This window comes from Ruegeria sp. CDSA193 (assembly GCF_059611885.1).
This window is the reverse complement of sequence record NZ_JBXWPN010000005.1, coordinates 150,882-176,030: the sequence shown is the minus strand read 5'-3', so window position 1 is coordinate 176,030 and position 25,149 is coordinate 150,882. Positions and strand designations below refer to the sequence as shown.

The window sequence follows — 25,149 nt, the reverse complement described above, 5'->3', positions numbered from 1 at the left end:
CCTATCCACGCCCGATATAGGGCATCGTAGTGGCCATGACGGTCATGAACTGGACGTTTGCCTCTGCAGGCAAAGACGCCATGTGCAGTACAGAACGTGCGGCATCGTCAACAGCCATCGTCGGGTCGGGCTGCTGCCCTCCCGCGATGGCGTTTTCAACCAGGTTTTGCACCATCTGTGTTCGCGCGTTGCCAATATCGATTTGACCACATGCGATACCAAAGGCGCGCCCGTCCAGTGATAGGCTGCGTGTCAGGCCTGTTATCGCGTGTTTCGTAGCGGTGTAATGGACCGAATTCGGACGCGGTACATGCGCGGCGATCGAACCGTTATTGATGATCCTTCCCCCTTGAGGGGCCTGATGCCGCATAATGCGAAAGGCTTCGCGCGCGCTTAGGAACATCCCGTTCAGGTTCACGCTGACGCTCTGGTACCAATCCTCCAACTGGATTTCGTCTATCGTGCCGCCGGGGGCAAAGATTCCGGCATTATTGAATAATACGTCAAGACGTCCCGCCTCATTCTGGAATGTCTCGAAAGCACCCGAAACAGCGGTGGGGTCGGTAACATCGGTCACCAGGGGGATCGCATTCTTGTGCCTTTCAGCCAATTCGTTCAGCACATCCGCGCTGCGCGCCAGCAGCCCAACCGCCCAGCCCTCGGCCAAAAACAGCTCGGCAGTTGCCCGTCCGATGCCTGAACTGGCGCCTGTGATGATGATGGATTTCATATCTCTTCCGCCTCCAGGGTCAGCGTCGCCGCCGGAGCCGCGCGCAAATCATCCACGCGCAGCGGATAAGTGGGCTTGGCCAGCCTGTTGCGCACCACCCAAATCAACCTTTCTTGCGCCCGCGTGATCGCAACATAAGCCAGACGTTTCCACAAAGGTTGCCCAGCCTCGGTTCGCCCCATCCGGGCAGCCGCATATATATCCGGCGCAAACACCTGTACCGTGTCCCACTGCGACCCCTGCGCCTTGTGAATGGTCACTGCAGCGCCATGCAAAAAGGTTGCCCCCATACGCGCAGCAAATGGAATAAACGGTTCTTCCTCATCAGGCATTTCGATTTTGACAATCGACGCTGCGCTGACCTGCGGATCCTCGGCCCCCATCACATGCAGGCGCGAAAACCCCGGTTTTCGTCCTGGCCCCAGATAGATGACCTGAGCACCCTTGATTAGCCCGCGCGCCTCAAGATCCAGCCTTTTCTTGCGGTGCTTCAGCGGCAGTTCGATTCCATCGCAAATCAGCGGCTCTCCCGCCAGAAGCTCGGTGTCGGGTGCCGCGTGAACATTGCGGAAGGCCTGAATCAAGCGAATTCGGGTGGCATTTCGCCAGACCAGAACCGGGCTGCGGGCCATCAGGTCAACTTCAACACGCTGCCCCCAAACAACACGGTGATCCTGTCGGGCGGTCTGTTCGACGAGCCGTTCAAAATCCTCAAACCCCATCTGAGGGTCGGCCAGCGCATGCGCGAGGTCCAGGATCGGGTTGTCTGCCGTCTGCCTGTGGACCCTGTGCAATACCTGCTTTCGCGGCTCGGGCAGCGTCTCAAATACCATGCTGCCGGACTGATTGACCGGGGCGAGCTGCGCCGGATCGCCAAAAAGCAACAGGGTCGGAAAGATCTCTTTCAGGTCTTCGAACTGCCGGTCATCCAGCATCGAGGCCTCATCTACAAAGCCTATGTCCAGCGGCTCCTCCCGACGTTTCCAGCCGGTGATAAAGTCGGACCCACGAAGGCCCGCAGCGGCCAGCGCGCCGGGGATCGACTTGTTGTTCTGATAAAAAGCGGCCGCCCGGTCCAGGGCTTCGTCAGTCAACCCTTCAACCTCGGGGCGCTCACCGTTGCCCGCCAGCCATTCGGCAATGCGTTCATATTCCGGGTCATATACCGGCGTATAGAGGATGCGGTGGATCGTGGTCGCAGGCACACCCCGCAGGCGCAAAACACTAGCGGCCTTGTTCGTTGGCGCAAGAATGGCCAAGCTGCGTTTCTCGCGCGCTTTGCGGCTTTCGAAATCACCGGAAACAATCTGAAGACCCGCGTCAGCCAATGCTTTGTAAAGCTCTGCCAGCAGTAGCGTTTTCCCTGAACCCGCCTTGCCGATCACGGCCATCACCCCAGATTCGCCATTGCCGGGCATTTTCAGCAGGGCATCATCATCCAGGTCCACACCAGCAGATTTCAGCATCTCGGAAATGCTGTCATAGGCGGCGGCTTGATCGTCAGAAAAGGTTACTGTGGGTATAGACATGGCGCGACCCTACAGGGCCACGCCAGCTATCGCCAGATATGGAATTGGCTTTCAGACCCCGTCAGGCGGACAGGGCAAACCGGTGTTGTCGGACAGTGCCAAACGCGGCTTTGAACCACATCCTGGACAGCTCACGTGGGATGCCCGCCCGTTCAGCCACCCGATTGCAATCCTCGGCCGAATAGGGCCAGAGCCCAACCGAAATCTGATCACGCCCTTTCCCTTGCGACCCCAGAACGACTGGAGACGATCCGATCAGACGGTAAATCCGAATCATCCGCGCATCAAAGACGCCCGCAATATGGGTCAGCCCGAAGCCTTCCATGATTTCGCCCCCGCTCAGCATGATGGCACCAGCGGTATGGGCGCTGGCCGTTCGGGACAGGCAAAACCGCGTCACCTCCCAGATCAGCGGGCTGTGGACGGGCTTACCCCCTGTCAGGTGCCCGAACACTTCATTCACCATGACAGGTCCTGTCGTCGGCAAAACCCGCATCGACCCCCCATGGCTGCCATCCTCTTCTTCCCAGATGACATAGAGCGGATTCAGATCATCATATTGATCCCGCTCTTCCCCATTTTCATCAACGTGGACATCCCAGCCCAGCCGGGTTTTGAACTGATCGGCGCGATCCCGGAACATCCCCTCGGCCAGATTCGGAAATTTATGTAGTTCGTCCGCAAACAAATAGCGCAACATGACTTTTCCCCTCGTCTTGTGCAAGAACGAAGGGAGTACAAAGTCGTGGTTAATTTCCCGTTTTTAGAGCGTGCGCTTGTTAAACCACTATTAATCCACGGCTAAGAGCCGTTGCGATAGCATGGGTGGTGTTCTGCGCCCCAAGCTTGGCACGCGCACTTTCAATATAGACACGCAGCGTATGTTCCGAGATTGACAGTGAGTGCGCGACTTGTGCCCGGCTGTATCCAAGCGCCAGCAAGGTCATGGCATCCGTCTCACGAGGCGACAGGCCCCGGGTCGTATCCGGCTGCCTGTCGGTTTCGAACTCCAGAGCCTTTCGGTTAAAGTAATGCGCGATCAAAATCAGCTCGCGGCCATGGGCCTCGATGAAGGACTTCCATTTCTCATCATCACATGAGTGATTCACTGTGAATAAGGCAAACTGGCCGTTCGGCCCCCGGATGGGGATCGAATAACCCTGATTGCCAACTCCATGTTCAAGGGCATCTTGCAAAAAGGCTTTCGCCACTTTTCCAGACCAGTCCAGCAATTTCCAGTCAACCGGGTGGAACCGTTGGAAACACCCCAGGATCACCGGATCTATGCGGTGATAATTCCGCTCACGGTATCGCTCGGCCCAAGCGTCCGGGTAAGTTGTATAGCCGTATTGATCCCCGGCACCATCAACCCAATGATAGATAAGATGTTCAACCTGCAGCCGGTCGCGCAATCGAACGGCTACATCGCCCAACTCGTCAAGCGTGTTGGTGCTTTCCAAGTCCTCTAGGACCTGACTCATGTCGAGTTGTGTTCCCATTCGCGGGCGCCTGTGCCTTATCCTGCATGGACGCAATCTCGGCCGCTGCGATCAACTTGGTATCATCAAGCTGCTCGGCAAGTGCGGTCAAACCGTTTTCAACAGCGAAGGCGTTGAGGTCCGACAAAACGTCCAGTATCCACTCATTATGCGCCATCTAAAGTCTCTCCGAAACGGTTAACGAAGGGTTAACACAACCATAACATGTGAGATGCTTTTAAGCCTATTCACTGGTTTCTACTCCCCAAAACTAGCGGGTCACGACTTCGCAACCCACTGTAATTATTGCCTAATGCCTAGAAATAGATGCACCCGCGCTCGCTCGATGCGATTCGCGGGTGCTAATATTCTTTTTTTTGGGGGCTCAGCCTTTTGCGTCTAGAACCTCTTCAAGCGTGCGCAAGCCCGTCTGCGGCGCCTGAACCAGAACCGACATGTTGCCTGGTTTATGCTCATTCCGCATCATCTTCATATGCGCGTCGGGCAATTCACCCCAGGCAAACACTTCGGACATGCAGGGATCCAGACGGCGTTCGACCATCAGTTGGTTCGCGGCAGCAGCCTGCTTGAGATGCGCAAAATGCGAACCTTGCAGGCGTTTCTGATGCATCCACATATAGCGAACGTCGAAAGTCAGGTTATAGCCGGTGGTACCGGCGCAGATCACAACCATACCACCTTTTTTCACGACAAAGGTCGACACCGGAAAAGTGCTTTCGCCGGGATGTTCAAACACCATGTCGACATTCTTGCCTTTGCCGGTGATTTCCCAGATCGCCTTGCCGAATTTGCGCGCCTCTTTGAACCAGTCCGCATATTCCGGTGTGTTTACTGTGGGCAACTGACCCCAGCAGTTAAAGTCTTTGCGATTCAGCACGCCCTTGGCGCCCAGCCCCATAACAAAGTCACGCTTGCTTTCGTCCGAGATCACGCCGATCGCGTTGGCGCCTGCGGTATTGATCAGCTGGATCGCATAAGAGCCCAGGCCGCCCGAGGCACCCCAGACCAGAACGTTCTGGCCCGGCTTCAGATCATGCGGCTCGTGCCCGAACAGCATCCGATACGCGGTCGCCAGCGTCAGAGTATAGCAAGCGCTTTCTTCCCAGGTCAGGTGCTTGGGGCGCGGCATCAACTGCTGGGCTTGAACGTTGGTGAACTGTGCAAAAGACCCATCCGGCGTTTCATAACCCCAGATCCGCTGGCTGTCCGAATACATCGGATCGCCACCATTACAATGTTCGTCGTCGCCATCGTCCTGGTTGCAGTGAATGACAACCTCGTCGCCCACTTTCCAGCGCTTTACTTTCGAACCCACGGCCCATACGATCCCTGAAGCGTCAGAACCGGCGATATGATACGGGGCCTTGTGGCCGTCAAAGGGCGAGATCGGCTTGCCCAGGGATGCCCAGACGCCGTTATAGTTAACGCCCGCCGCCATCACCAGAACCAACACCTCGTGGCTGTCCAGCTCTGGTACGTCCACGACTTCCTGGACCATCGCAGTATTCGGTTCCCCGTGGCGTTCCTTACGGATTGCCCAAGCATACATTTTCTTAGGCACAAACCCCATCGGAGGGATTTCACCCATTTCATAGAGGTCTTTTTCCGGCGCGTCGTAAGTTGCGATACCGCTGTCGGTGTCCAGAGCCATGTTGGCCTCCTTATTTCTCATTCCTGTTTGCCGCGATGCAGAAGCGCTTGCGTTGGATGATGAGATATTGGCCTGAAGGAAATAATGCAATAGATTTTGCATCATTTTTGTAATTTTATGACCCAGCGCCTGCAGAAACTTCTTTCGCTGCCGCAGCATCAGGCCAGCCGTCGCCAATCGGGGCTGAGGCTGCATAGTAGTCGAGCAGATCAACCCTTTGCCCGGATTGAGATATTTTCCCACCTTCTCGTTTCAGAATTCTGCGTTCGACCAGCTGATCCAAGGCAGCTGAAACCGCAGACTCATCCTGATCACCCAAAGTTCCGTCACGTTGCAAAAACCCGGTGATCAAGCTTTTAAGCTCGTCTTCGGGCATTTCTCCTTTGGTGCGAACCAGCCAGCACGCTGCAGGAACAGGCGCCTGCGGAATCGCTTCTTTGATCCGTTGCATGAGTTCGCGCGCGAGATCAGTCATCACATCGTCATGGGCGGTGCGAAATTCCTTCAATGAGATAGGGTGACCATATCGCACCCCAGCAAATCCAAACCGCTGGTAGCGACCGGTTAGGCGCCTACCTATTTGTTTCAATATCCACCCAGTTATGACCCCGATCCGGGCACGAAATTGCCTTTGATTGCCAAGTGCGGCCTTGGTCAGGATCGTATCTTCAAGAACCCGGTCATAGTTTAGCGCAACGGGAACAAACACCACATCCGCCCCATCCGCGCTGGCACCATCGATTATGTATTTCAAAAGCCCCAGCTTGGGGCGTGCCATAGCCCCCGTCAGGCTCAACCCGCCTTCGGGGAACATAGCCTGTGTGACACCGGCATCGGTGGCATGCCGGACATAGCAGGCCAATACCTGACGATAGAGTTCGCTGCCGGATTTGCGGCGAATAAAATAGGCCCCCATCGCACGAATCAACCGACTGAGCGGCCAAACACGCGCCCATTCGCCAACAGCATAAGACAAAGCCGATTGCTGGGCCGCCAGATAGGTGACCAGCACATAATCCATGTTGCTGCGGTGGTTCATCACAAAAACAACTGTCGCATTTGGATCAATATCTTTCAGGGCATCTTCATCCTGATAACTAAGCCGTACATCATAAAAGGCGTTGCTCAGAATCCGCGCCAACCGGATGGCGATACTGAAATAGGCAACGGCGGAAAAAGAAGGCACGATCTCGCGCGCATACCGCTGGGCCTGTTCAAAGGCGACCGCTTCGGGGATGCCTTCTTCACGTGCGTGCTGCTGCACGGCCTGCCCTACCTGAGGATCATAGATCAGACGTTGAATCATATCGTGGCGTCGGGCCAGCTTGAACGGCTGTATCGGGCGCTGCAGGCGCGTGTTCAGGCGTTTGACCGCGCGCTCCAACCTACGGCGAAAAAACCACCGCACAGACGGAAACAGAAAATGCGAGGCCAGTGTGACCGCGGCAAATACCAGGATCAACAAAAACAGCCAAAGCGGAAGTTCCACGGTCTGTGTCATAAATGCACCCTGCCACCAATCGCTGCATCCCACAATCGGCACAACCGGAAATGCCGCGACGCAGCGAATTGACATGTCCCGAAAATTGCGCTTTAGAACCCATGAACGTAATTTTCTTGCCCACCCGCAATACGAGGCCCAGTTATGACGCAGACGCAGAAAGATCGCCCCTGGCTCATCCGAACCTATGCCGGTCATTCCACCGCCAAAGCGTCCAACGCGCTGTATCGCGGGAATCTGGCCAAGGGTCAGACGGGTCTGTCAGTGGCCTTCGATCTGCCGACGCAAACCGGCTATGACAGCGATCACACGCTGGCACGCGGCGAGGTTGGTAAAGTGGGTGTACCGATCAGCCATCTGGGCGACATGCGGGTTTTGTTCGACCAGATCCCGTTGGAACAGATGAACACGTCGATGACGATAAACGCCACGGCTCCTTGGTTGCTGGCGCTCTATATAGCGGTTGCCGAGGAACAGGGCGCCGATGTCTCTAAACTGCAGGGCACGGTTCAGAACGATCTGATCAAGGAATATCTGAGCCGTGGCACTTATGTTTGCCCGCCGAAACCATCGCTGAAGATGATCGCGGATGTGGCCGAGTATTGCTATTCCAATGTGCCGAAATGGAACCCGATGAACGTCTGCTCCTATCACCTGCAAGAGGCCGGCGCGACGCCGGAACAAGAGCTGGCCTATGCGCTGGCCACAGCCATCGCCGTGTTGGATGAGCTGCGCCCGCGCGTCCCAGCCGAGGATTTCCCAGCATTGTGCGGACGGATTTCGTTCTTTGTGAATGCCGGCATCCGCTTTGTCACCGAGATGTGCAAAATGCGCGCCTTTGTGGATCTTTGGGATGAAATCTTGCAACAACGTTATGACGTAGAAAACCCGAAATTCCGCCGCTTCCGTTATGGGGTGCAGGTGAACTCACTGGGACTGACCGAGCAGCAGCCGGAAAACAACGTCTACCGTATCCTGATCGAAATGCTGGCGGTGACCTTGTCGAAAAAGGCCCGTGCCCGCGCGGTTCAGCTGCCCGCATGGAACGAGGCCCTTGGCCTGCCCCGCCCGTGGGATCAGCAGTGGTCGATGCGGATGCAACAGATTCTTGCCTATGAAACCGACCTGCTGGAATATGGCGATCTGTTCGACGGCAACCCGGCCGTAGACGCCAAAGTCGAAGAATTGAAACAGGGCGCGCGGGCCGAACTGGCGAACCTGGATTCGATGGGGGGTGCTGTCGCTTCGATCGAATACATGAAGTCCCGTTTAGTCGATTCCAACGCAGAGCGCCTCAACCGGATCGAGCGCAACGAGACCATTGTGGTCGGCGTGAACAAATGGGTCGAGGGCGAGCCCTCACCCCTGGAAACCGAAGACGGCGGCATCATGGTCGTTGATCCGGCAGTAGAGCAGGAACAGATCAACCGCCTGAACGAATGGCGCACCGAACGGGATGGCGCGGCAGTTGCAGCAGCGCTGGCCGCTTTGTGTGAGGCCGCACAATCCGGTGCGAATGTAATGGAGCCGTCAATCGTCGCCGCCAAGGCTGGCGTCACCACCGGCGAATGGGCCGAAGAGATGCGCAAAGTCTATGGCACATATCGCGGCCCGACCGGCGTTTCCGGCTCGGTCTCAAACAAAACCGAAGGGCTGGAGGACTTGCGCTCGGCCGTTGACGCGGTCAGCGACAAGCTGGGGCGTCGCCTGAAGTTCCTGGTCGGCAAGCCCGGCCTGGACGGTCATTCAAACGGCGCCGAACAGATCGCCTTCCGCGCCCGCGATTGCGGCATGGACATCAGCTATGACGGCATCCGTCTGACACCCGAGGAAATTGTGGCCGCCGCAATCGAGGACAAAGCCCATGTGATCGGCCTGTCGATTCTGTCCGGCAGTCACATACCGTTGGTTCAGGACGTTCTGAACCGTCTGCGCGAGGCGGGCCTGAACGATGTTCCTGTTGTTGTCGGTGGCATTATCCCTGATGACGATGCTGAAAAGCTCAAAGCGATGGGTGTGGCCAAAATCTACACACCAAAAAACTTCGAGTTGAATGCAATCATGGGCGACATAGTTTCCTTGGTTGATCCGCAAAACCTGGCCGCTGAATAACCGCCAATTTGCCACCCATTTTCCCCGTATCTATCGCCTTCGCGAAAGGGATAGATAATGGATGCTTTTAGAACTACGGTGACTCTTCGGGGACATTGTAATTCGGTAACATCAGGGGAATGTAAATGGGAATGAATCTCGAAAAGATGACGCGCAATGAACTGTTGGAATTGCGTGCCAATGTAGATGTGGCGCTGAAAGCAGCCGAAAGACGTGATAGGAAAGAGGCTTTGAAAGCCGCTCAGAAAGCCGCAGCGGAATTTGGGTTTTCCCTTTCCGAACTTTCTGATGGGTCCTCGAAATCTCTTAAGATTTCGAAAACGAAAGCAAAATACCGAAATCCATCCAACCACGATCAAACCTGGTCGGGACGCGGTCGCAAGCCGCATTGGGTACACGAAGCTTTGAAAGCCGGAGCGGATATTTCGGATATGGAAATCTGAATGGAATTGATAACGAAATGACGATTCATATAGGCGCCAAAAAAGGCGAAATCGCTGAAACAGTTCTTTTACCCGGTGATCCTTACCGGGCAAAATGGGCTGCAGAAACTTTTCTGGATAACGCCAAACTGGTGAATGACGTGCGTGGCATGTTGGGCTTCACCGGAACCTGGAAAGGTAATCCGGTCACGATTCAAGGCAGCGGTATGGGAATGCCCTCGCTGTCAATTTACGTGAATGAATTGATCCGCGATTTTGGCGCCAGAACTTTGATCCGTATAGGGTCATGTGGCGGGATGCAGGACAGTGTGAACATTCGTGATGTCATTTTGGCGATGACTTCGACCACGCTCAGCACTCCGTCTCGGGGGATCATGAAAGAGCTCAACTTTGCACCTTGCGCGGATTGGAGCCTGTTGCAGGCCGCCTTTCAGGCTGCGGCAAACAAAGGAACACCAACTCATGTTGGCGGGATTTATTCCTCGGATGTATTCTACGATGAACGTCCCGATCTGAACGAACAGATGGTGCGTCACGGCATTCTGGGCGTCGAAATGGAAGCCGCCGAACTTTACATCCTGGCCGCGCGCCACAAGTGCCGGGCCCTTGCCGTGCTGACCGTTTCCGACCACTTGCTGACAGGAGAAGCTCTGCCATCGTCCGAACGTGAAAGCAGCTTTGGCGACATGGTTGAGATCGCACTTCAGGCGGCGTTTCCAAAAGCTTAGCAAACGGGTTGGGGCAGGGTCGACCCTGTCCCGCATCGGCTATCTACCGGTCGATCCCTTTAAACACTGCTTGGGGCTTTCCGCCCCATCGGTCTGAGCACCGCAAAACGAACAGACCCATTGCCCTTCTTTTCGGTGCTGGCGCCAGCGGCATTCACGCGTCAGTGACGAAGTGCGGGCGCGCCACAGAAAATAGGCGAATACGGCGGCAGCAAGAAGCAGAAGAATAACAGGCATTCTCCTGCTTTGCTGATCAGTCGGTTGTTTTCAAGCCCTGCAATCGCAGGTCAGGCAGCATTTGCGTATTCGAACAGCTCTGGCATCCGCTCTGAAGTGGGGATTACCGTTTCTGGCGTATAATAGGCCCATGCCTGTTCCAGCAATTCCAGGGCTTCGGCGGCATCAGCGGAGTTGGTTTTGGTTCTCATCGGAGTGATCCCATTGTGACATAATCACTCCTCCCTGAGCCAAACATAGGACAGGCTGCAGGCGTTCACACCACATATTCTTGCAAATGGGAATTGCACCTGCCGCAACACAGCAGGCACATGGATCAAGTCCGCCTCACACCGTGCGTTCGACCATCATCTTTTTGATCTCGGCGATTGCCTTTGCAGGGTTCAGACCCTTCGGGCAGGTTTTGGCGCAGTTCATGATCGTGTGGCAACGATACAGCTTGAACGGATCTTCCAACTCATCCAGGCGCTCACCAGTTGCCTCATCTCGGCTGTCAATGATCCAACGATATGCATGCAGTAGAGCCGCCGGGCCAAGATAGCGGTCGCCATTCCACCAATAACTTGGGCACGAAGTCGAGCAGCTGGCGCACATCACACATTCATAAAGACCATCCAGCTTTTTGCGGTCTTCAATGGATTGCTTCCACTCTTTCGCAGGCCGGTTAGTCTTGGTTTCTAGCCAGGGCATGATGCTGGCGTGCTGGGCATAGAAATGGGTCAGGTCCGGAATCAGGTCCTTGACCACAGGCATATGGGGCAAAGGATAGATTTTCACATCGCCCTTGATCTCATCCATGCCATAGATACAGGCCAGCGTGTTGATCCCGTCGATATTCATCGCACAGGACCCACAAATGCCCTCGCGACAAGACCGGCGGAAGGTCAAGGTTGGGTCGACCTCATTCTTGATCTTGATCAACGCATCCAAAATCATCGGACCGCAGCTGTCCATATCGACGAAATAGGTATCCACCCGGGGATTTTGACCGTCGTCAGGATTCCAGCGATAGATCTGGAACTTGCGCACATTCGTCGCGCTCTCTGGCTTGGGCCATGTCTTTCCGGTGGTAATCCGAGAATTTTTTGGCAGGGTGAGTTGTACCATTTCCGACCTCGCTAAATTCCCGTGTATAGATACACGCTGCAAGTGCGAAAGCCAACCATTTAGCCTTGAAAACAGTCAATAAAGATGGGTGATTTCACCTTTACATCGAGCTTATGTGCATGGAGTCTGCACCCGAGAAAGCAAAAGCTGAGTGCCGTATGCAGACACGAGTATTGAATATTCCCTACGGCACCAAAAACCCATATCAAAACATGATGTACAGCGCATGCGAGCCAGAGTTTTCTCTAGCTGCAATGAAACAGCTGAACTTTGCAGAGATTGCGAAACCAGAGTTTCAGACCGAACACGGAATCCTGCATATCCAATGGGATGACAGGCTGTTTCCGATCAAGGATGGTGAAGATCCCGCGAACAACGCTCTGTTTCAAGATGCCGTGTCGGGACTTGAGCTGTATAAATCAAACGGTGGTCGCGTCATCTGGACCATTCACAATCGCGCCGCGCATTCAGCGCGTGAGGGCAACGATGGATTTCACGCGGCGCGACGCAAGTTGGCAGAGCTGGTCGATATGATCCATGTCCATACCCCAAATGCGCGACAACATATGATCGCCCAATATGACGCGGAGCCGAATAAGATTTGCCTGATCCCTCACCCAAGCTATCTAGGCGTTTATGAAAGCGCTGAAATCACGCTTGCGCGCCTGATGCAACCACGCGATCAGACCCATTTTTTGACCTTTGGCGCGATGCGCGGAAACCGCGAGTTGGACCGGCTTCATTTCGCCATCCGGAAGCTAACCAACAGGGGTTTCGACTTTCATATGTCAGTGGTAGGCCGAGTCTTTCGGCCCAGTCGGCGATTGGTACGACGGCTGGACGCCATTTCAAACGTAACCGTGATAGGCGAACGCGTAGAAGATGAGGCTATTCCGAGTGTTTTTTCCCAAGCTCACGCCTATGTTTTGCCATCTACACAAACCTTCACCTCTGGAACCGCAATGCTTGCCATGACCTTCGGCTTGCCAGTTGTCGCCCCGGACATTGAACCCCACCGGCAGACGACCCCGGAATCCTGTCATGATCTACTGTATCCGGCACAAAACCCTCGAGGACTGATCCGCATGATGATGAAGGTGATGGAAATGTCCGATTCAGAACTCGCTGAAAAACGTAGGGCGTGCTTCGAATTCGCTCAGGAGCGCGCGCCAGAGCGGATCAGCCGCAAGTTGGCCGAAGCGCTTACGGTTCTAAGAAATGGATAATCTTTTCAACGCCCGCATTTCTGCTTTGTACGATCTTCTAGATTTGACCAGTATTGTACGCATTGCCGATATTGGCGCCAATCCAATGCGCCATGACGCCCCTTACCGTGACCTACTTAAGAACAAATATTGCAATGTCGTCGGTTTCGAACCTCAGGAAAATACGATGAAAGAGGTCGTCCGCAATAAAGGTGAAAATGAAGAGTATTTCAACTTTGCAGTCGGAGACGGCAAACCGGCCTTGTTGAATATCTACAAGGGCTCGGGTTTGACATCCTTGCTGAAAATAAGGGAAAAAACACTTTTTTACCTGCGCGGCCTACGCAAAGCTGCAAGGCAAATTGGCAGTATGGAGATGCAAACCCAGCGGCTGGATGATATCGCAGGTTTGGGTCCAGTGGATTTTCTGAAAATTGACATTCAGGGCGCCGAACTTTCGGTGTTTACCTCGGCGGAAAACACGCTGAAAAATGTCGCCGCCATACAGACCGAAGTGTCGTTTTTTCCATTGTACGAGAATCAGCCAGGTTTTGGCGAGGTTGACACATTTCTCAGAAAATTGGGGTTTTTGCCCCATAGTTTTGCGCATATCGAGAACAGGCTGGTCATATCGAAATGGTCAGGAGTTCTTTCGGACTTTGAATCGACACAAATGCTGGACGGGGACATTATCTATCTCAGAGACTTGTCTGATCCTGCAGAGCTGAACAGCCAGATACTAAAGCGACTGGCAATTCTAACCGAAGGTGTTTTTAGGTTCACAGATGTCAGCCTGAAAATTCTCGATATATTGGCACAGCGTCAGGAAATCTCTGAAGCCGATGTGAATGAGTACATTGAAACATTCATCTCGCCATAGCCGATTGGCTAAGTACAGATATTACTTACCCATAGAATTTGAGCAGTCCGGTGGTTGGTCGCGGACTGCCCAATCACATCAGAAAGTCCGCGCCTTGGGCGCGATTTTCTTCAGACTGATTCCGCCTTCTGCTTCGGTGCTCAGCGGATCGACGATCACCGGGCGATAGCTGAGGTTCACTTTATTACCGTCCACGCGGGACACCGTGTGAACGCGCCAGTTTTTGTCGTCGCGTTCGCTGAAATCCTCATGCGCATGGGCACCACGGCTTTCCTTGCGCGCTTCGGCACCGACGATGGTGGCCAGCGCACTTGGCATCAGGTTGGTCAGTTCCAGCGTTTCCATCAGATCGCTGTTCCAGACCAGCGAGCGGTCGGTGACTTTCAGGTCGTCCATTTTGGCGGCAATCGCCGTCATCTTGTCAACGCCTTCGGCCATGGTTTTGGCGGTGCGGAATACGGCCGCGTCAGCCTGCATGGTCTTTTGCATCTCAAGCCGCAGATCGGCAGTCGGGATCGCTCCGCTGGCGTTACGGACGTCGTCAAAACGATCAAAGGCTTTGTCGACCGACCCTTGGTTCAGAACCGGGTTGGCGCTATCGGCATCCACAACCTTGCCGGCCCGGATCGCCGCCGCGCGGCCAAAGACCACCAGATCGATCAGCGAGTTTGAGCCCAGACGGTTCGCCCCATGGACCGAGGCGCAGCCAGCCTCACCCACAGCCATCAGGCCCGGGACCACAGCGGTGGGGTCCTTGGCGGTGGGGTTCAGAACCTCACCCCAATAATTAGTCGGGATACCGCCCATGTTGTAATGCACGGTTGGCAGAACCGGGATCGGCTCTTTGGTCACGTCAACACCGGCAAAGATCTTGGCGCTTTCGGAAATACCCGGCAGACGTTCGGCCAATGCCTCGGCAGGCAAGTGGCTGAGGTTCAGGTGGATGTGGTCGCCCTCTGCACCCACACCACGTCCTTCGCGGATTTCCATAGTCATCGAGCGCGAGACATAGTCGCGCGGTGCCAGGTCTTTGTACTGGGGTGCATAGCGCTCCATGAACCGTTCGCCTTCGGAATTGGTCAGGTATCCGCCCTCACCCCGAGCACCCTCGGTGATCAGACAGCCCGAGCCGTAGATACCGGTCGGGTGGAACTGAACGAACTCCATATCCTGCAGCGCCAGACCCGCGCGGGCAACCATGCCGCCACCGTCGCCGGTGCAGGTATGGGCCGAAGTGGCGCTGAAATACGCCCGGCCATAACCGCCGGTCGCCAGCACGACCATCTTGGCGTTGAACACATGCATGGTACCATCGTCCAGCTTCCAGCAGACGACGCCCTGACACTGTCCGTCCTCGGACATGATCAGGTCGATGGCGAAATATTCGATGTAGAACTCGGCGTTGTTTTTCAGCGACTGACCATAGAGCGTATGCAGGATCGCGTGGCCGGTCCGGTCAGCGGCGGCACAGGTCCGCTGCACCGCGGGGCCTTCGCCGAATTCGGTGGTGTGGCCACCAAAGGGGCGCTGATAAATCTTGCCTTCTTCGGTCCGGCTGAAGGGCACACCGTAGTGCTCCAGCTCGTACACCGCCTTTGGCGCCTCACGCGCGAGGTATTCCATCGCGTCGGTGTCACCCAGCCAGTCAGAGCCTTTAACGGTGTCATACATGTGCCACTGCCAATGGTCGGGACCCATGTTCGACAGCGACGCCGCGATGCCGCCCTGTGCGGCGACCGTGTGCGAGCGGGTCGGGAACACCTTGGTCACACATGCCGTGCGCAGTCCCTGTTCCGCCATACCCAGCGTTGCGCGAAGACCTGCACCACCTGCGCCTACGACAACAACGTCGTATTCGTGGGTTTCATATTCATATGCTGCTGTCATTGTACTTATTCCTTACCGCGCATCATCACAGGGCGAGTTTCACCAGGGCGAACAGCCCCGCGACCATCAGCGTGTAGCCAAACGCCCACATCGCAACCAGCGTCACTTTCTCGGCAACGCCATGGATATAGTCCTCGATGGCCTCTTGCGCTTCGTACATCAGCTGCAACAGGCCAACGATCAGCGCCAGCGCGCATACGATCGCCGGGAATGGCCGGCTGAAATAGGCCAGAACCTCTTCGTAGGTTCCACCCAGACCGGCCCCAAATGTGAAGATGAAGAGAGGCACCAGAACGGTCAGGATCATCGCCCGAACCATTGTGTTCCAATGTGCTTGGGTTCCGGATTTGCCCGCTCCCAGACCCTCGGCGCGTTTACGGTCAGTCAGGTATCGCATCGAACGTCTCCTTAAACCATAAGAACGGTGATGATGGTCAGGATCGTGGCACCAACGAACATGCCCCATCCCAGCTTTTCAGAGAGATCAACATCCAGGCAGTAGCCGAAATCCCAAAAGACATGACGCAACCGGCCCAATGTGTGGTACCACAAACCCCAGGCCGCTCCGGTCATGACAAGATCACCGAACCAGCTGCGCAGAAACCCGTCTATGCCTGCAAAGGAAGCCTCAGAGGTTGCCGCCGCCAACAGCCACCACACCACAAGTGCTGCGATTGCGAACACGGCCAATCCAGTCATCCGAACCATGATCGACGACAGAGACGTCATCTGTGGGCGGTAGATGCGGATATGCGGTGAGAGCGGGCGGTTGCCCCGATTTACATCGCTCATGGCGGCTCCTTTTCGGTTGGCTTCCGAAGGTTTTACTGGTTTTTGCGACACTGTCACGTGCTGCGGCTGCAAAAAAGCTCAGAATTCGCGCAAAATGACAGATTAAGCGATAAAGTGATCACACAAAATATTCTTGTGATCACAAATCAAATAAGACGAAACAGATGTTAGCGCCTGCAGCTCCGAATCCCTGCCACACTTATTTAAGACCGGCCGTTTGCTCGGTCACTTCCCGCAACAGTTTCTTTCGGATGCGGGCCGGATAATCCTCGAACCCGGCCGCCGAAACGACAAACGCTCCCTCACCTACAATGACGTTCTCAAAGAAATAGGCCGTCAAGTCGGGTTCGCTTTCCTCGATGGCGATGGCATTTACCGTGACACCTTTCCCACGCAACACATCGTGAATCTCGGACGGTTCAACCCCTTCGTTGGAAACCCCATCACCCGAGATATCAATCAGGTGCCGTTTGCATTCGGTTACCTCGCTGAAACTGGACATTGTGGTCTCAAGCGCCTCACCGATTGCAGTCGAAAAATTGCGCCAGACTCTGGCATCTGCGGCCACCTGGTTGGCGAAACTATCTATGGCTTCAAAGCTATCCATATGTGTCCAGGGGATCGTCACCTTCTGACGAGAGGCTCCGGTCCATTGGACCAGCATCAACCGCGCATTCCCGCGCACCAGCGCCTCGGAGACGATGGGGTCACGCAATCCAGCGGCCAGGCCGTCCATTTGTATGCGGTATTCGTTCGAATCCACCGATCCCGAGACATCAACGGCCAGAGCCAAAGCAAGATCACACGCCTCGGCGGTCGGGGCCAGAAAGAAACAGGCGACGAAAGAGCGAAGCAGAGACATGGTCACAGCCTAGCACGAATATTTCAGGCTGCGTTCAAATGAATGTGGGGTCAGACTGGCATCAAAGCCCAGTAGTCGAGGTCCAACAGAACGTTGGGCAGATATCGGCCATCGTCATTTTTCAACTCGAATGGCTCTCCACCCTTCGTGGCGACCAGCCGCAACCGGACCGCCCCAACGCCGGGGATGCCGGTTTCGGCTTTGTCCAGCACCTCAGACCAGGCCTTAATGGTATCGCCTGAGAAGCAAGGGTTGGCATGGGCGCCACCGTTCAACCCGACGATCATCTGCGCATTTGCCAATCCATTGAACGACAGGGTCCGCGCCATCGAGATCACGTGCCCGCCATAGATAAGACGGCCTTCGGGACGGAAGGTCAGATCGAAATGAACCTTGGCGGTGTTCTGCCAAAGCCGCGTGGCCAGCATATGCTCGGCTTCTTCCACGGTGACGCCGTCCACATGATCAATCTTTTCACCAATCGCGTAATCGCCCCACCGATGCGCCTCACCGGCCGGAACAAATTCATAGGAGGAAAAGTTCAGCCCTTGTGGCACTACCAGATCCTGTGGCTCCAGCACCTGTTTCAACTCGGGCACCACCGTGTCCGGGGCGGGCGCGTCAGGGTTCGATTTGCGCACCATCACCCAGCGGACATACTCAATAACCACCTCATCGCGCTGGTTCAGGCCACGGGTTCGCACCCACACCACACCGGTTTTTCCGTTCGAGTTCTGCTTGACCCCAATCACTTCGGATTCCGACCGCAGCGTATCGCCGGGATAAACCGGCTTCAACCAACGCCCCTCAGCATAGCCCAGATTGGCCACTGCATTCAGCGATACATCAGGGACAGTCTTGCCAAACACCACGTGAAACGCCGCCAGATCATCGATCGGGCTTTGCGGCAGGCCACAATTCCGGGCGAACTCATCCGAGGAATACAGAGCATGACGCGCCGGATAGAGCGCATGATACAACGCCCGTTCGCCATCGGTCACGGTGCGAGGCACCGCGTGGTGCAGCACTTGCCCTACAGAATAATCCTCGAAGAAACGGCCCGGATTGGTTTTTGCCATTATTGCTGTCCCAGTTTCATTTCAGGGGAATAGTCGGTCGCAACCTCTTTGGTCACGGCCTGCGCACAACGCATCACGTTGTTTGCAGTGTCAAAGGCATAGGACGGGTCGCCATACAGCTCCCACCCTTTTGCCAGCGCGTCCGACACTTTGTGACAGAAGGCTGCGGTGTCTTCCTCGGTCAGCAGACGATAGAGTGTTGCCATGTTGTCAAACCTTTATGAACCAAACGGCGACGGGCCGACCAACCCGTGAATATAGCCGATAATGCCCAGCAGAACGATCGACGCGACAAAGAACATCGCATCCTTGCCGTAAGTGCCCGGCTCGCCCGGTGTCCAGTCCGGCTCGGATTTGTTGATCACGATCACTTCGACCACCGCCCAGGCCAGCAAGCCGCCGAACAGGACGATTGAGGCCAGATCACCATTGACCAGCAAATGCGCAAAGGCCCAGAGCTTCATGCCGCCCAGCATCGGGTGACGCAGCTTGTTCAGCAGACGACCCTTTTGGCCTGCGGGGCTCATCATATAGATGGCGATCAGCACCAACAGGTTGTTGACGTGGATCAGAAAGGTCGGCGGCGACCAGATTGGGATGAAATCGGTCATGCGATAACCGAAGATCATCAACAGGATTGACGCCAGCAGCGCCAGCGCCACCGCGCCCGCACCGCCTTTGCCCATCGCCGCGCGCTGGTCCGGCATCACGCGTTTGAACAGATGTGCGGCCCACCAGAGCGCCACACCAAGAATCAGAAGAACAAAGCCCATGCTGGCTTACCCCGCTTGCAAAGCTGAAATCGCCTCTGCTTTTGCCAGAATTTCACGGGCGGTTGCAACGTGCAGGTTTTCCACGATCTTGCCATCGACGACCGCGACGCCCTGCCCTTGTGCTTCGGTCTCTTCAAACGCGGTGATCTGGCGGCGGGCCAGATCGATTTCCTCATCCGATGGGGCGAAGGCGTCGTTGGTGACATCGACCTGTGCGGGATGGATCAGGGTCTTGCCGTCAAAGCCCATATCGCGGCCCTGCGCGCATTCGGCCGCCAGGCCTTCGCTGTCCTTGAAGGCGTTATAGACGCCATCTACGATGATCAGCCCCTCGGCCTTGGCGGCTAACAGGCACAGGCCCAGCGACGTCTGCAACGGCAGGCGGTCTGGGCGGAACCGTGTTTGCAATTCCTTAGCCAGATCGTTGGTGCCCATGACGAAGCCCGCCATTTGCGGATGCGCGGCAATTTCGGCGGCGTTCAGCATCCCGCGCGGCGTCTCCATCATGGCCCATATCGGCAGATCACCGGTTATTGCGGCCAACGCATCCACATCTGCGGCAGAATTCACTTTGGGCAGCAGAACCACATCCACGTCCATGTCCCGCACGGCTAGGGCATCGGCCCGGCCCCATTCGGTATCCAGGCCATTGATTCGTACGATCTTGACCCGCGCCCCATAACCGCCAGCAGCCAAGGCAGCCCCCAGCGTTTCGCGCGCGTTGTTTTTTTCGTCCGCCGCGACCGCATCTTCGAGGTCAAAAATAACCGCATCAACAGGCAGGTTGCGGGCCTTGTCCAACGCGCGGTCCTTGGAACCGGGAATGTACAATACAGAACGGTAGGGTCGCTGACGGGAGTCCATTGGCTTCGGCCTCTTGAAATAATGTTGCGCAGAATGGGGCATTTTCTGCAGGAAAGTTCAAGCGCAAACTTGCCGCACCGCAGCATTAACGACGCAACGTGCGTTCCTTTAACCGTATTTCGGTCTGCAACGGTCACCGTCTTGGCAGATCGCAATCAAAAGGGTTCACCGATGAGCAAGACGCTGTTCAATATGACAATGGGGCTGGGTATCATGGTTCTGGCCGCCCAGCAGGTGCAGGCTCAAAGCTGCGCCCCCCGCGACGAGGTCATAACTCGACTGGCCGAGACTTATGGCGAAACGCGTAAGAGCATTGGCATCGCCCGACAAGGTGCGGTGATGGAAGTCTTTGCGTCTGATCAAAGCGGAAGCTGGACTATTACGGTGACATTACCGGATGGAATGACCTGCCTTGTGGCTTCGGGCCAGTCCTACGAAGATATGGCCGAAGCACTGCCGCCCAATGTCTAGCTCAGGGCCTCCCAGATCAGCTTTGTTCCGGTCAGCATCAGCAAAACGTAGGCAATACCGAAGAACAAGCGTTCGGATATCATGAAATGCGCGCGCACACCCAGCCATGCACCAAGCACGGCAAATGGAGCCAGCAACAAGTCGGCCAGCGCAGTGTGCCATGTGAACAGACCCAGATAGGCATACGGAATGAATTTAGCGACATTGATGACCCAGAAGACCAGCACAGTGCTCGCCTGAAACTCGGTTTTCGACAGACGCTGCGAGATCAGATAGACGGCGGCGGGTGGGCCGCCCGCATGACTGACAAAGCTGGTGAACCCGGCGACCAACCCCGCAAAAATTCCCGCAAATGGCGGCAGACGATTGGCAAAGCCGCGGATCCAGCCCTTTCTCTGGGCCACATGCCAGATCACGAACCCCACTGAAATTCCTCCGATCAGCAGGCGCAGAAGGTCGTCATTCGTGGCGCGATACAGCCAGGCGCCCACTGCCACACCCGGCACTGCCCCCACGATCAGCAGGCGTGAATCCGGCCAGCTCCAGCGTTTCCAATAGGGGCCCAGCGTAGCGACGTCGATTACCATCAGAATTGGCAACATCAGTGCAAGCGCCTGTCCCGGTGTCAGGATCAGTGCCAGAATCGATGATGCGGCAAACGCCACCCCCGAGCCAAACCCACCCTTCGAGATGCCGGCGAAGATCACAGCAGGGATCGCCACGGCAAAAAACATCAGGTCCATCTCGAACATGCGGTGTCCCGTAAATATGCATGAGTCACAGGCGGTTTAGCGCAATCGGTAGGAGACATGCAAACGGTATGCGGTGGCATGCCGCGCCGCAGAAGGCTTGCGCAGCGCCGGTTTTAGGACTAGCAAAACCGCGATTTCAATACCGACCGGAGATTTTCCAAATGGCCAGACCCAAGATCGCGCTGATCGGCGCAGGTCAGATCGGCGGCACGCTCGCCCACCTCGCAGCAATGAAGGAACTCGGTGACGTCGTGCTGTTCGACATCGCCGAAGGCACTCCGGAAGGCAAGGCGCTGGATATCGCAGAATCCGGCCCTTCCGAAGGGTTCGACGCCAAGCTGAAAGGCACCCAGTCCTATGAGGACATCGCAGGCGCCGACGTTTGCATCGTCACCGCAGGTGTCCCACGCAAGCCAGGCATGAGCCGTGATGACCTGCTGGGCATCAACCTGAAAGTCATGAAGTCGGTCGGTGAAGGCATCGCCGCCAACGCGCCCGATGCTTTTGTCATCTGCATCACCAACCCGCTGGACGCGATGGTCTGGGCTCTACGTGAATTCTCGGGCATGCCGCACAACAAGGTCTGCGGCATGGCGGGCGTTCTGGACTCGGGCCGTTTTGCCCACTTCTTGTCCGAAGAATTCAACGTGTCCATGCGCGACGTCACTGCCTTCGTTCTGGGTGGCCACGGCGACACCATGGTTCCTTCGGTTCGTTATTCTACCGTTGCGGGCATCCCGCTTCCCGATCTGGTCGAGATGGGCTGGACCACACAAGAGAAACTGGACGCAATCGTGCAGCGTACCCGAGACGGCGGGGCTGAAATCGTTGGCCTGCTGAAAACAGGTTCGGCTTTCTATGCGCCTGCCACATCGGCAATCGAAATGGCCGAAGCCTATCTGAAAGACCAGAAACGCGTCCTGCCCTGCGCCGCTTATTGCGACGGAGAGCTGGGTGTCGAAGGCATGTATGTCGGCGTCCCCACCGTGATCGGCGCAGGCGGTATCGAGCGTATCGTCAACATCAAGCTCAACGAAGAAGAGCAAGCCGGTTTCGACAACTCGGTCAACGCCGTGAAGGGCTTGATCGAAGCATGTAAAGGCATCGACAGCTCTCTGGCCTGATCCGCCTAATACCGTTAAACAGTGCCCGGCTCACCTTTGGTGGGCCGGGTCATTTTTTGGAAGATTGCCATGTCGCCCCAGGGATTTGTGATTGCCGCAAGCGGTAAGGATTACATCGAAACAGCGGTGGCAGCGGCTCGGTCGTTAAAGGTCGCCATGCCGGATGTACCGGTCGACCTGTTCACCGACCTCGAAAACATCCCGGGAACAGAAGTGTTTGACCAAATCCACATGCTGGACAAAAGCTGGTTCCGACCCAAGTTCGAAAGCCTTGTGCGGTCCCGGTTCGAAAAGACGGTCTATTTGGATGCCGATGTGCGCTGTCTGGCAGATATGTCGGATATCTTCACCGTCCTGGAGCAGTTTGATATCGCGATGGTCCATGACCCTTTACGCAACTCGGCCCATGCGCAACGTGTTTGGAAAACTCCGCTGCCCAACGCATTTCCCCATCTCAATGGCGGGCTGGTTGGAATTCGCACTTCGGACGCAGTGCTGGATTTCCTGCGAGATGTACAAGAGACTATCATCTCGGAAAACCTGACCTCAGATCAGGCGCTGATCCGCGAAAAGCTGTTTGCCAGCGCGTTGCGACTGGCAGTTCTGCCACCCGAGTACAACTTCCTCGATTATCGTCAGGCCGAGATGTTTGGTTTTCTGCACAGCGCCCCGCGCCTGCTGCATCACTACAAATTTCACAGCCGTCATGACAAGCGGCTGGACAGTGCAAGAACCGTCGCCGGTTTGGTAGGGCCCGATCTCGAACGTCATATCAACAGCCTTATCGAAGCCGACGCACAGCTCACGCCCGGCGCGTCGAAAAAAGTCCGACCACTGGTCGACAAAGGCTTGTTGGGCAAACTGCGCAAACTGGTGATGTCTGTTAAAAAGGGTATCGTCCGCCTCAGACGCGGATAGGTTAGCGCTAGCTTGAAAACGTCATATTCTATTGGGTGAATTTCCCGACGAATCAACGTTCAATACCGACTCAAGTTTTGTGATCACACCCTGAAATGCTGTGATCACAAATAATGAAAATCTTCGTGAAAAACCTACTCAACATCAAAAAAGCCTTTAAACTTACCCCTTAGACACGCCTATATCGGTCAATCGTAGTCAGACGGGACAGTTTCGATGAACATTCACGAATATCAGGCCAAAGCGCTTCTTCGCAGCTATGGCGCCCCGGTTTCCGACGGTCGCGCGGTCCTGCGCGCCGAGGAAGCCAAAACAGCAGCCGGTGAGTTGGACGGACCTCTTTGGGTCGTCAAAGCGCAGATCCACGCGGGCGGCCGCGGCAAGGGGTCTTTCAAGGAATCCGATGCCGGTGAAAAGGGCGGTGTCCGTCTGACAAAGTCGGTTGAAGAGGCCGCGGAGGAAGCCAAAAAGATGCTAGGCCGCACACTGGTCACGCATCAGACCGGTCCTGCGGGCAAACAGGTCAACCGCATCTATATCGAGGCCGGTTCCGGCATCGAACGCGAACTGTACCTGGCCCTGCTGGTAGACCGCCAGACCAGCCGCATCTCATTCGTCTGCTCGACCGAAGGCGGCATGGATATCGAAGAGGTGGCCGCAGCCACGCCTGAAAAAATCTTGTCCTTCTCGGTTGACCCAGCCACCGGTTATCAGGCCTATCACGGCCGCCGCATCGCATTCTCGCTGGGCCTACAGGGCGCACAGGTCAAACAATGCGTCAAACTGATGAGCCAGCTCTATGCCGCCTTCGTCGAGAAGGACATGGAAATGCTGGAGATCAACCCGCTGATCGTCTCCGACAGCGGCGACCTCAAGGTGCTGGACGCTAAGGTCAGTTTTGACGGCAACGCGATGTATCGCCACCCTGATATTTCAGAACTGCGCGACACGACCGAGGAAGACCCCAAGGAACTGGAAGCGTCGAAATACGACCTGAACTACATCGCACTAGATGGTGAGATCGGCTGCATGGTCAACGGTGCCGGTCTGGCGATGGCCACGATGGATATCATCAAGCTGTACGGGGCCGAGCCCGCCAACTTCCTCGACGTCGGCGGCGGTGCCACCAAAGAGAAAGTCACCGAGGCGTTCAAGATCATCACCAGCGATCCGCAGGTCAAAGGCATTCTGGTCAACATCTTCGGCGGCATCATGCGCTGTGATGTGATTGCTGAGGGCGTCGTGGCCGCAGTGAAAGAGGTCGGCCTGCAGGTTCCGCTGGTCGTACGTTTGGAAGGCACAAATGTCGAGAAGGGCAAAGAGATCATCAACACCTCGGGCCTGGACGTGATCGCGGCAGACAACCTGAAAGATGGTGCCGAGAAGATCGTGAAGGCGGTTAAAGGGTGAGTTCAAAAGTGGAAACCTCGCCGCTGCGTTGTATTGACCAGTCAGTAGCAAGGCGTCGTAAGGTCGGAATTCGTAAACTTGGCTTGGCTATGATTAGCTTTGCGATAACATCTGCCTGTACGGAAACTGTCCCAAGCAATTCAACGGCAGCGCCTTCTGTGGGCCCTGGATCACAGTCTGTAACAGTGCAGGACACAATCGACAACTTTGCGATCTGCATTAATTCCGCCCCTTCCTTTGCCGGAGCAGAAAAACAACTCAAGGAAATGCCGTTTACCCAGAATCCTGACACAGGCACTTGGTACCACAACAGACTGAACCTTTCGATTAAGGTTAAACAGAGCAACTCAAACGGCAGTTGTTCAATGGTATTCGTTTCCAAAGAAAAACCAGAACTGTTGGGACTTGCACTCGCAGTAGGAAGCACTGAGGGCGATAACAATGGAAATGCCGAGATCGGTGTTGATCCCAACACAGGCGCGGTCGGAACGTCTGCGCGTGGTGGAACGAACTTCATTTTCTCACCTAGGGGCAAGGTAGATGGTAAATCCTACTTTCGTGCTGTGCTCACTAACTAGATCTAACTAGGAGACTC

27 protein-coding genes are annotated in these 25,149 nt (G+C 55.7%); 10 read left to right on the top strand and 17 right to left on the bottom strand.

Annotated elements, in window-relative coordinates; translation table 11 throughout:
* Position 1 precedes the first annotated feature (1 nt).
* The 6 genes from AC2FLG_RS11220 to AC2FLG_RS11195 form a co-directional block, all read right to left on the bottom strand.
* On the bottom strand, positions 2–730 hold the full coding sequence (locus AC2FLG_RS11220; RefSeq protein ID WP_282021633.1) for an SDR family oxidoreductase: 729 nt from the start codon (positions 728–730) through the stop codon (positions 2–4).
* A complete protein-coding gene (locus tag AC2FLG_RS11215) occupies positions 727–2,259 on the bottom strand; it encodes an ATP-dependent DNA helicase (protein WP_496706225.1) in 1,533 nt (510 codons plus the stop codon). The genes AC2FLG_RS11220 and AC2FLG_RS11215 overlap by 4 nt, the downstream gene beginning before the upstream one ends.
* Before the next feature lie 61 nt (positions 2,260–2,320).
* On the bottom strand, positions 2,321–2,959 hold the full coding sequence (locus AC2FLG_RS11210; protein WP_496706223.1) for an acyl-homoserine-lactone synthase: 639 nt from the start codon (positions 2,957–2,959) through the stop codon (positions 2,321–2,323).
* Between the two features lie 79 nt (positions 2,960–3,038).
* Positions 3,039–3,758 carry a helix-turn-helix transcriptional regulator gene (locus tag AC2FLG_RS11205; protein WP_496691781.1) on the bottom strand — a complete coding sequence of 240 codons (720 nt, stop codon included), beginning with the start codon at positions 3,756–3,758 and terminating at the stop codon, positions 3,039–3,041.
* 364 nt (positions 3,759–4,122) lie between these two features.
* Positions 4,123–5,409: a crotonyl-CoA carboxylase/reductase gene (ccrA, locus tag AC2FLG_RS11200; protein WP_496706221.1), complete on the bottom strand. Its 1,287-nt coding sequence runs from the start codon at positions 5,407–5,409 to the stop codon at positions 4,123–4,125.
* Positions 5,410–5,524: 115 nt separating this feature from the next.
* The gene (locus AC2FLG_RS11195) at positions 5,525–6,910 is read right to left on the bottom strand and encodes a 1-acyl-sn-glycerol-3-phosphate acyltransferase (RefSeq protein ID WP_496696416.1); all 1,386 of its coding nucleotides are present in this window, start codon (positions 6,908–6,910) and stop codon (positions 5,525–5,527) included.
* Positions 6,911–7,039: 129 nt separating this feature from the next.
* Between AC2FLG_RS11195 and AC2FLG_RS11190 the strand changes: the two genes are divergently transcribed.
* From AC2FLG_RS11190 to deoD, 3 genes are all read left to right on the top strand, one after another.
* The gene (locus AC2FLG_RS11190) at positions 7,040–9,022 is read left to right on the top strand and encodes a protein meaA (RefSeq protein ID WP_496706406.1); all 1,983 of its coding nucleotides are present in this window, start codon (positions 7,040–7,042) and stop codon (positions 9,020–9,022) included.
* A gap of 125 nt (positions 9,023–9,147) precedes the next feature.
* Complete coding sequence (locus tag AC2FLG_RS11185) at positions 9,148–9,465, top strand: H-NS histone family protein (RefSeq protein WP_281995213.1); 318 nt, start codon at positions 9,148–9,150, stop codon at positions 9,463–9,465.
* 17 nt (positions 9,466–9,482) lie between these two features.
* A complete protein-coding gene (gene deoD, locus AC2FLG_RS11180) occupies positions 9,483–10,193 on the top strand; it encodes a purine-nucleoside phosphorylase (RefSeq protein ID WP_496706219.1) in 711 nt (236 codons plus the stop codon).
* Between the two features lie 287 nt (positions 10,194–10,480).
* On the opposite strand, the gene AC2FLG_RS11175 is transcribed toward deoD, so the two are convergent.
* Positions 10,481–10,621: a hypothetical protein gene (locus AC2FLG_RS11175; protein WP_185956642.1), complete on the bottom strand. Its 141-nt coding sequence runs from the start codon at positions 10,619–10,621 to the stop codon at positions 10,481–10,483.
* Between the two features lie 136 nt (positions 10,622–10,757).
* Positions 10,758–11,537 (bottom strand): succinate dehydrogenase iron-sulfur subunit, encoded by a 780-nt coding sequence (locus tag AC2FLG_RS11170; RefSeq protein WP_496706217.1) that lies wholly within the window; start codon positions 11,535–11,537, stop codon positions 10,758–10,760.
* Between the two features lie 254 nt (positions 11,538–11,791).
* On the opposite strand from AC2FLG_RS11170, the gene AC2FLG_RS11165 reads away from it, so the two are divergent.
* Both AC2FLG_RS11165 and AC2FLG_RS11160 read left to right on the top strand, forming a co-directional pair.
* On the top strand, positions 11,792–12,763 hold the full coding sequence (locus AC2FLG_RS11165; RefSeq protein ID WP_496693579.1) for a glycosyltransferase family 4 protein: 972 nt from the start codon (positions 11,792–11,794) through the stop codon (positions 12,761–12,763).
* Positions 12,756–13,622 carry an FkbM family methyltransferase gene (locus AC2FLG_RS11160; protein ID WP_496706215.1) on the top strand — a complete coding sequence of 289 codons (867 nt, stop codon included), beginning with the start codon at positions 12,756–12,758 and terminating at the stop codon, positions 13,620–13,622. Before AC2FLG_RS11165 ends, AC2FLG_RS11160 begins: the two co-directional genes overlap by 8 nt.
* Before the next feature lie 78 nt (positions 13,623–13,700).
* On the opposite strand, the gene sdhA is transcribed toward AC2FLG_RS11160, so the two are convergent.
* The 8 genes from sdhA to AC2FLG_RS11120 form a co-directional block, all read right to left on the bottom strand.
* Positions 13,701–15,509, bottom strand: a complete 1,809-nt coding sequence (gene sdhA / locus AC2FLG_RS11155) for a succinate dehydrogenase flavoprotein subunit (protein WP_496706213.1) — start codon at positions 15,507–15,509, stop codon at positions 13,701–13,703.
* A gap of 25 nt (positions 15,510–15,534) precedes the next feature.
* Positions 15,535–15,906, bottom strand: a complete 372-nt coding sequence (locus AC2FLG_RS11150) for a succinate dehydrogenase, hydrophobic membrane anchor protein (RefSeq protein WP_496691789.1) — start codon at positions 15,904–15,906, stop codon at positions 15,535–15,537.
* A gap of 11 nt (positions 15,907–15,917) precedes the next feature.
* Positions 15,918–16,301 carry a succinate dehydrogenase, cytochrome b556 subunit gene (gene sdhC, locus AC2FLG_RS11145; protein ID WP_496706211.1) on the bottom strand — a complete coding sequence of 128 codons (384 nt, stop codon included), beginning with the start codon at positions 16,299–16,301 and terminating at the stop codon, positions 15,918–15,920.
* 199 nt (positions 16,302–16,500) lie between these two features.
* On the bottom strand, positions 16,501–17,163 hold the full coding sequence (locus AC2FLG_RS11140; RefSeq protein ID WP_496706210.1) for a DUF1194 domain-containing protein: 663 nt from the start codon (positions 17,161–17,163) through the stop codon (positions 16,501–16,503).
* A 50-nt stretch (positions 17,164–17,213) separates the two neighbouring features.
* A complete protein-coding gene (locus AC2FLG_RS11135; RefSeq protein WP_496701747.1) occupies positions 17,214–18,242 on the bottom strand; it encodes a MaoC family dehydratase in 1,029 nt (342 codons plus the stop codon).
* The gene (locus AC2FLG_RS11130; protein WP_142635490.1) at positions 18,242–18,448 is read right to left on the bottom strand and encodes a DUF1737 domain-containing protein; all 207 of its coding nucleotides are present in this window, start codon (positions 18,446–18,448) and stop codon (positions 18,242–18,244) included. The genes AC2FLG_RS11135 and AC2FLG_RS11130 overlap by 1 nt, the downstream gene beginning before the upstream one ends.
* A gap of 12 nt (positions 18,449–18,460) precedes the next feature.
* Positions 18,461–19,015, bottom strand: a complete 555-nt coding sequence (locus AC2FLG_RS11125) for an NnrU family protein (RefSeq protein WP_496688977.1) — start codon at positions 19,013–19,015, stop codon at positions 18,461–18,463.
* A 6-nt stretch (positions 19,016–19,021) separates the two neighbouring features.
* The gene (locus AC2FLG_RS11120) at positions 19,022–19,879 is read right to left on the bottom strand and encodes an HpcH/HpaI aldolase/citrate lyase family protein (protein WP_142635486.1); all 858 of its coding nucleotides are present in this window, start codon (positions 19,877–19,879) and stop codon (positions 19,022–19,024) included.
* Between the two features lie 171 nt (positions 19,880–20,050).
* Between AC2FLG_RS11120 and AC2FLG_RS11115 the strand changes: the two genes are divergently transcribed.
* The gene (locus AC2FLG_RS11115; RefSeq protein ID WP_271948426.1) at positions 20,051–20,350 is read left to right on the top strand and encodes a hypothetical protein; all 300 of its coding nucleotides are present in this window, start codon (positions 20,051–20,053) and stop codon (positions 20,348–20,350) included.
* On the opposite strand, the gene AC2FLG_RS11110 is transcribed toward AC2FLG_RS11115, so the two are convergent.
* The gene (locus AC2FLG_RS11110) at positions 20,347–21,102 is read right to left on the bottom strand and encodes a sulfite exporter TauE/SafE family protein (protein ID WP_496700902.1); all 756 of its coding nucleotides are present in this window, start codon (positions 21,100–21,102) and stop codon (positions 20,347–20,349) included. The two genes, AC2FLG_RS11115 and AC2FLG_RS11110, sit on opposite strands and share 4 nt — an antisense overlap.
* A 161-nt stretch (positions 21,103–21,263) precedes the next feature.
* On the opposite strand from AC2FLG_RS11110, the gene mdh reads away from it, so the two are divergent.
* The 4 genes from mdh to AC2FLG_RS11090 all read left to right on the top strand — a co-directional run bounded on the left by mdh (position 21,264) and on the right by AC2FLG_RS11090 (position 25,132).
* A complete protein-coding gene (gene mdh / locus AC2FLG_RS11105; protein WP_142635480.1) occupies positions 21,264–22,226 on the top strand; it encodes a malate dehydrogenase in 963 nt (320 codons plus the stop codon).
* A gap of 69 nt (positions 22,227–22,295) precedes the next feature.
* Positions 22,296–23,144, top strand: coding sequence for a putative nucleotide-diphospho-sugar transferase (locus AC2FLG_RS11100; RefSeq protein WP_271948429.1), 849 nt, complete (start codon positions 22,296–22,298; stop codon positions 23,142–23,144).
* A gap of 216 nt (positions 23,145–23,360) precedes the next feature.
* Positions 23,361–24,554, top strand: coding sequence for an ADP-forming succinate--CoA ligase subunit beta (sucC, locus tag AC2FLG_RS11095; protein WP_496688984.1), 1,194 nt, complete (start codon positions 23,361–23,363; stop codon positions 24,552–24,554).
* On the top strand, positions 24,551–25,132 hold the full coding sequence (locus tag AC2FLG_RS11090; protein WP_496706208.1) for a hypothetical protein: 582 nt from the start codon (positions 24,551–24,553) through the stop codon (positions 25,130–25,132). The genes sucC and AC2FLG_RS11090 overlap by 4 nt, the downstream gene beginning before the upstream one ends.
* The last annotated feature ends 17 nt before the right edge of the window (positions 25,133–25,149 follow it).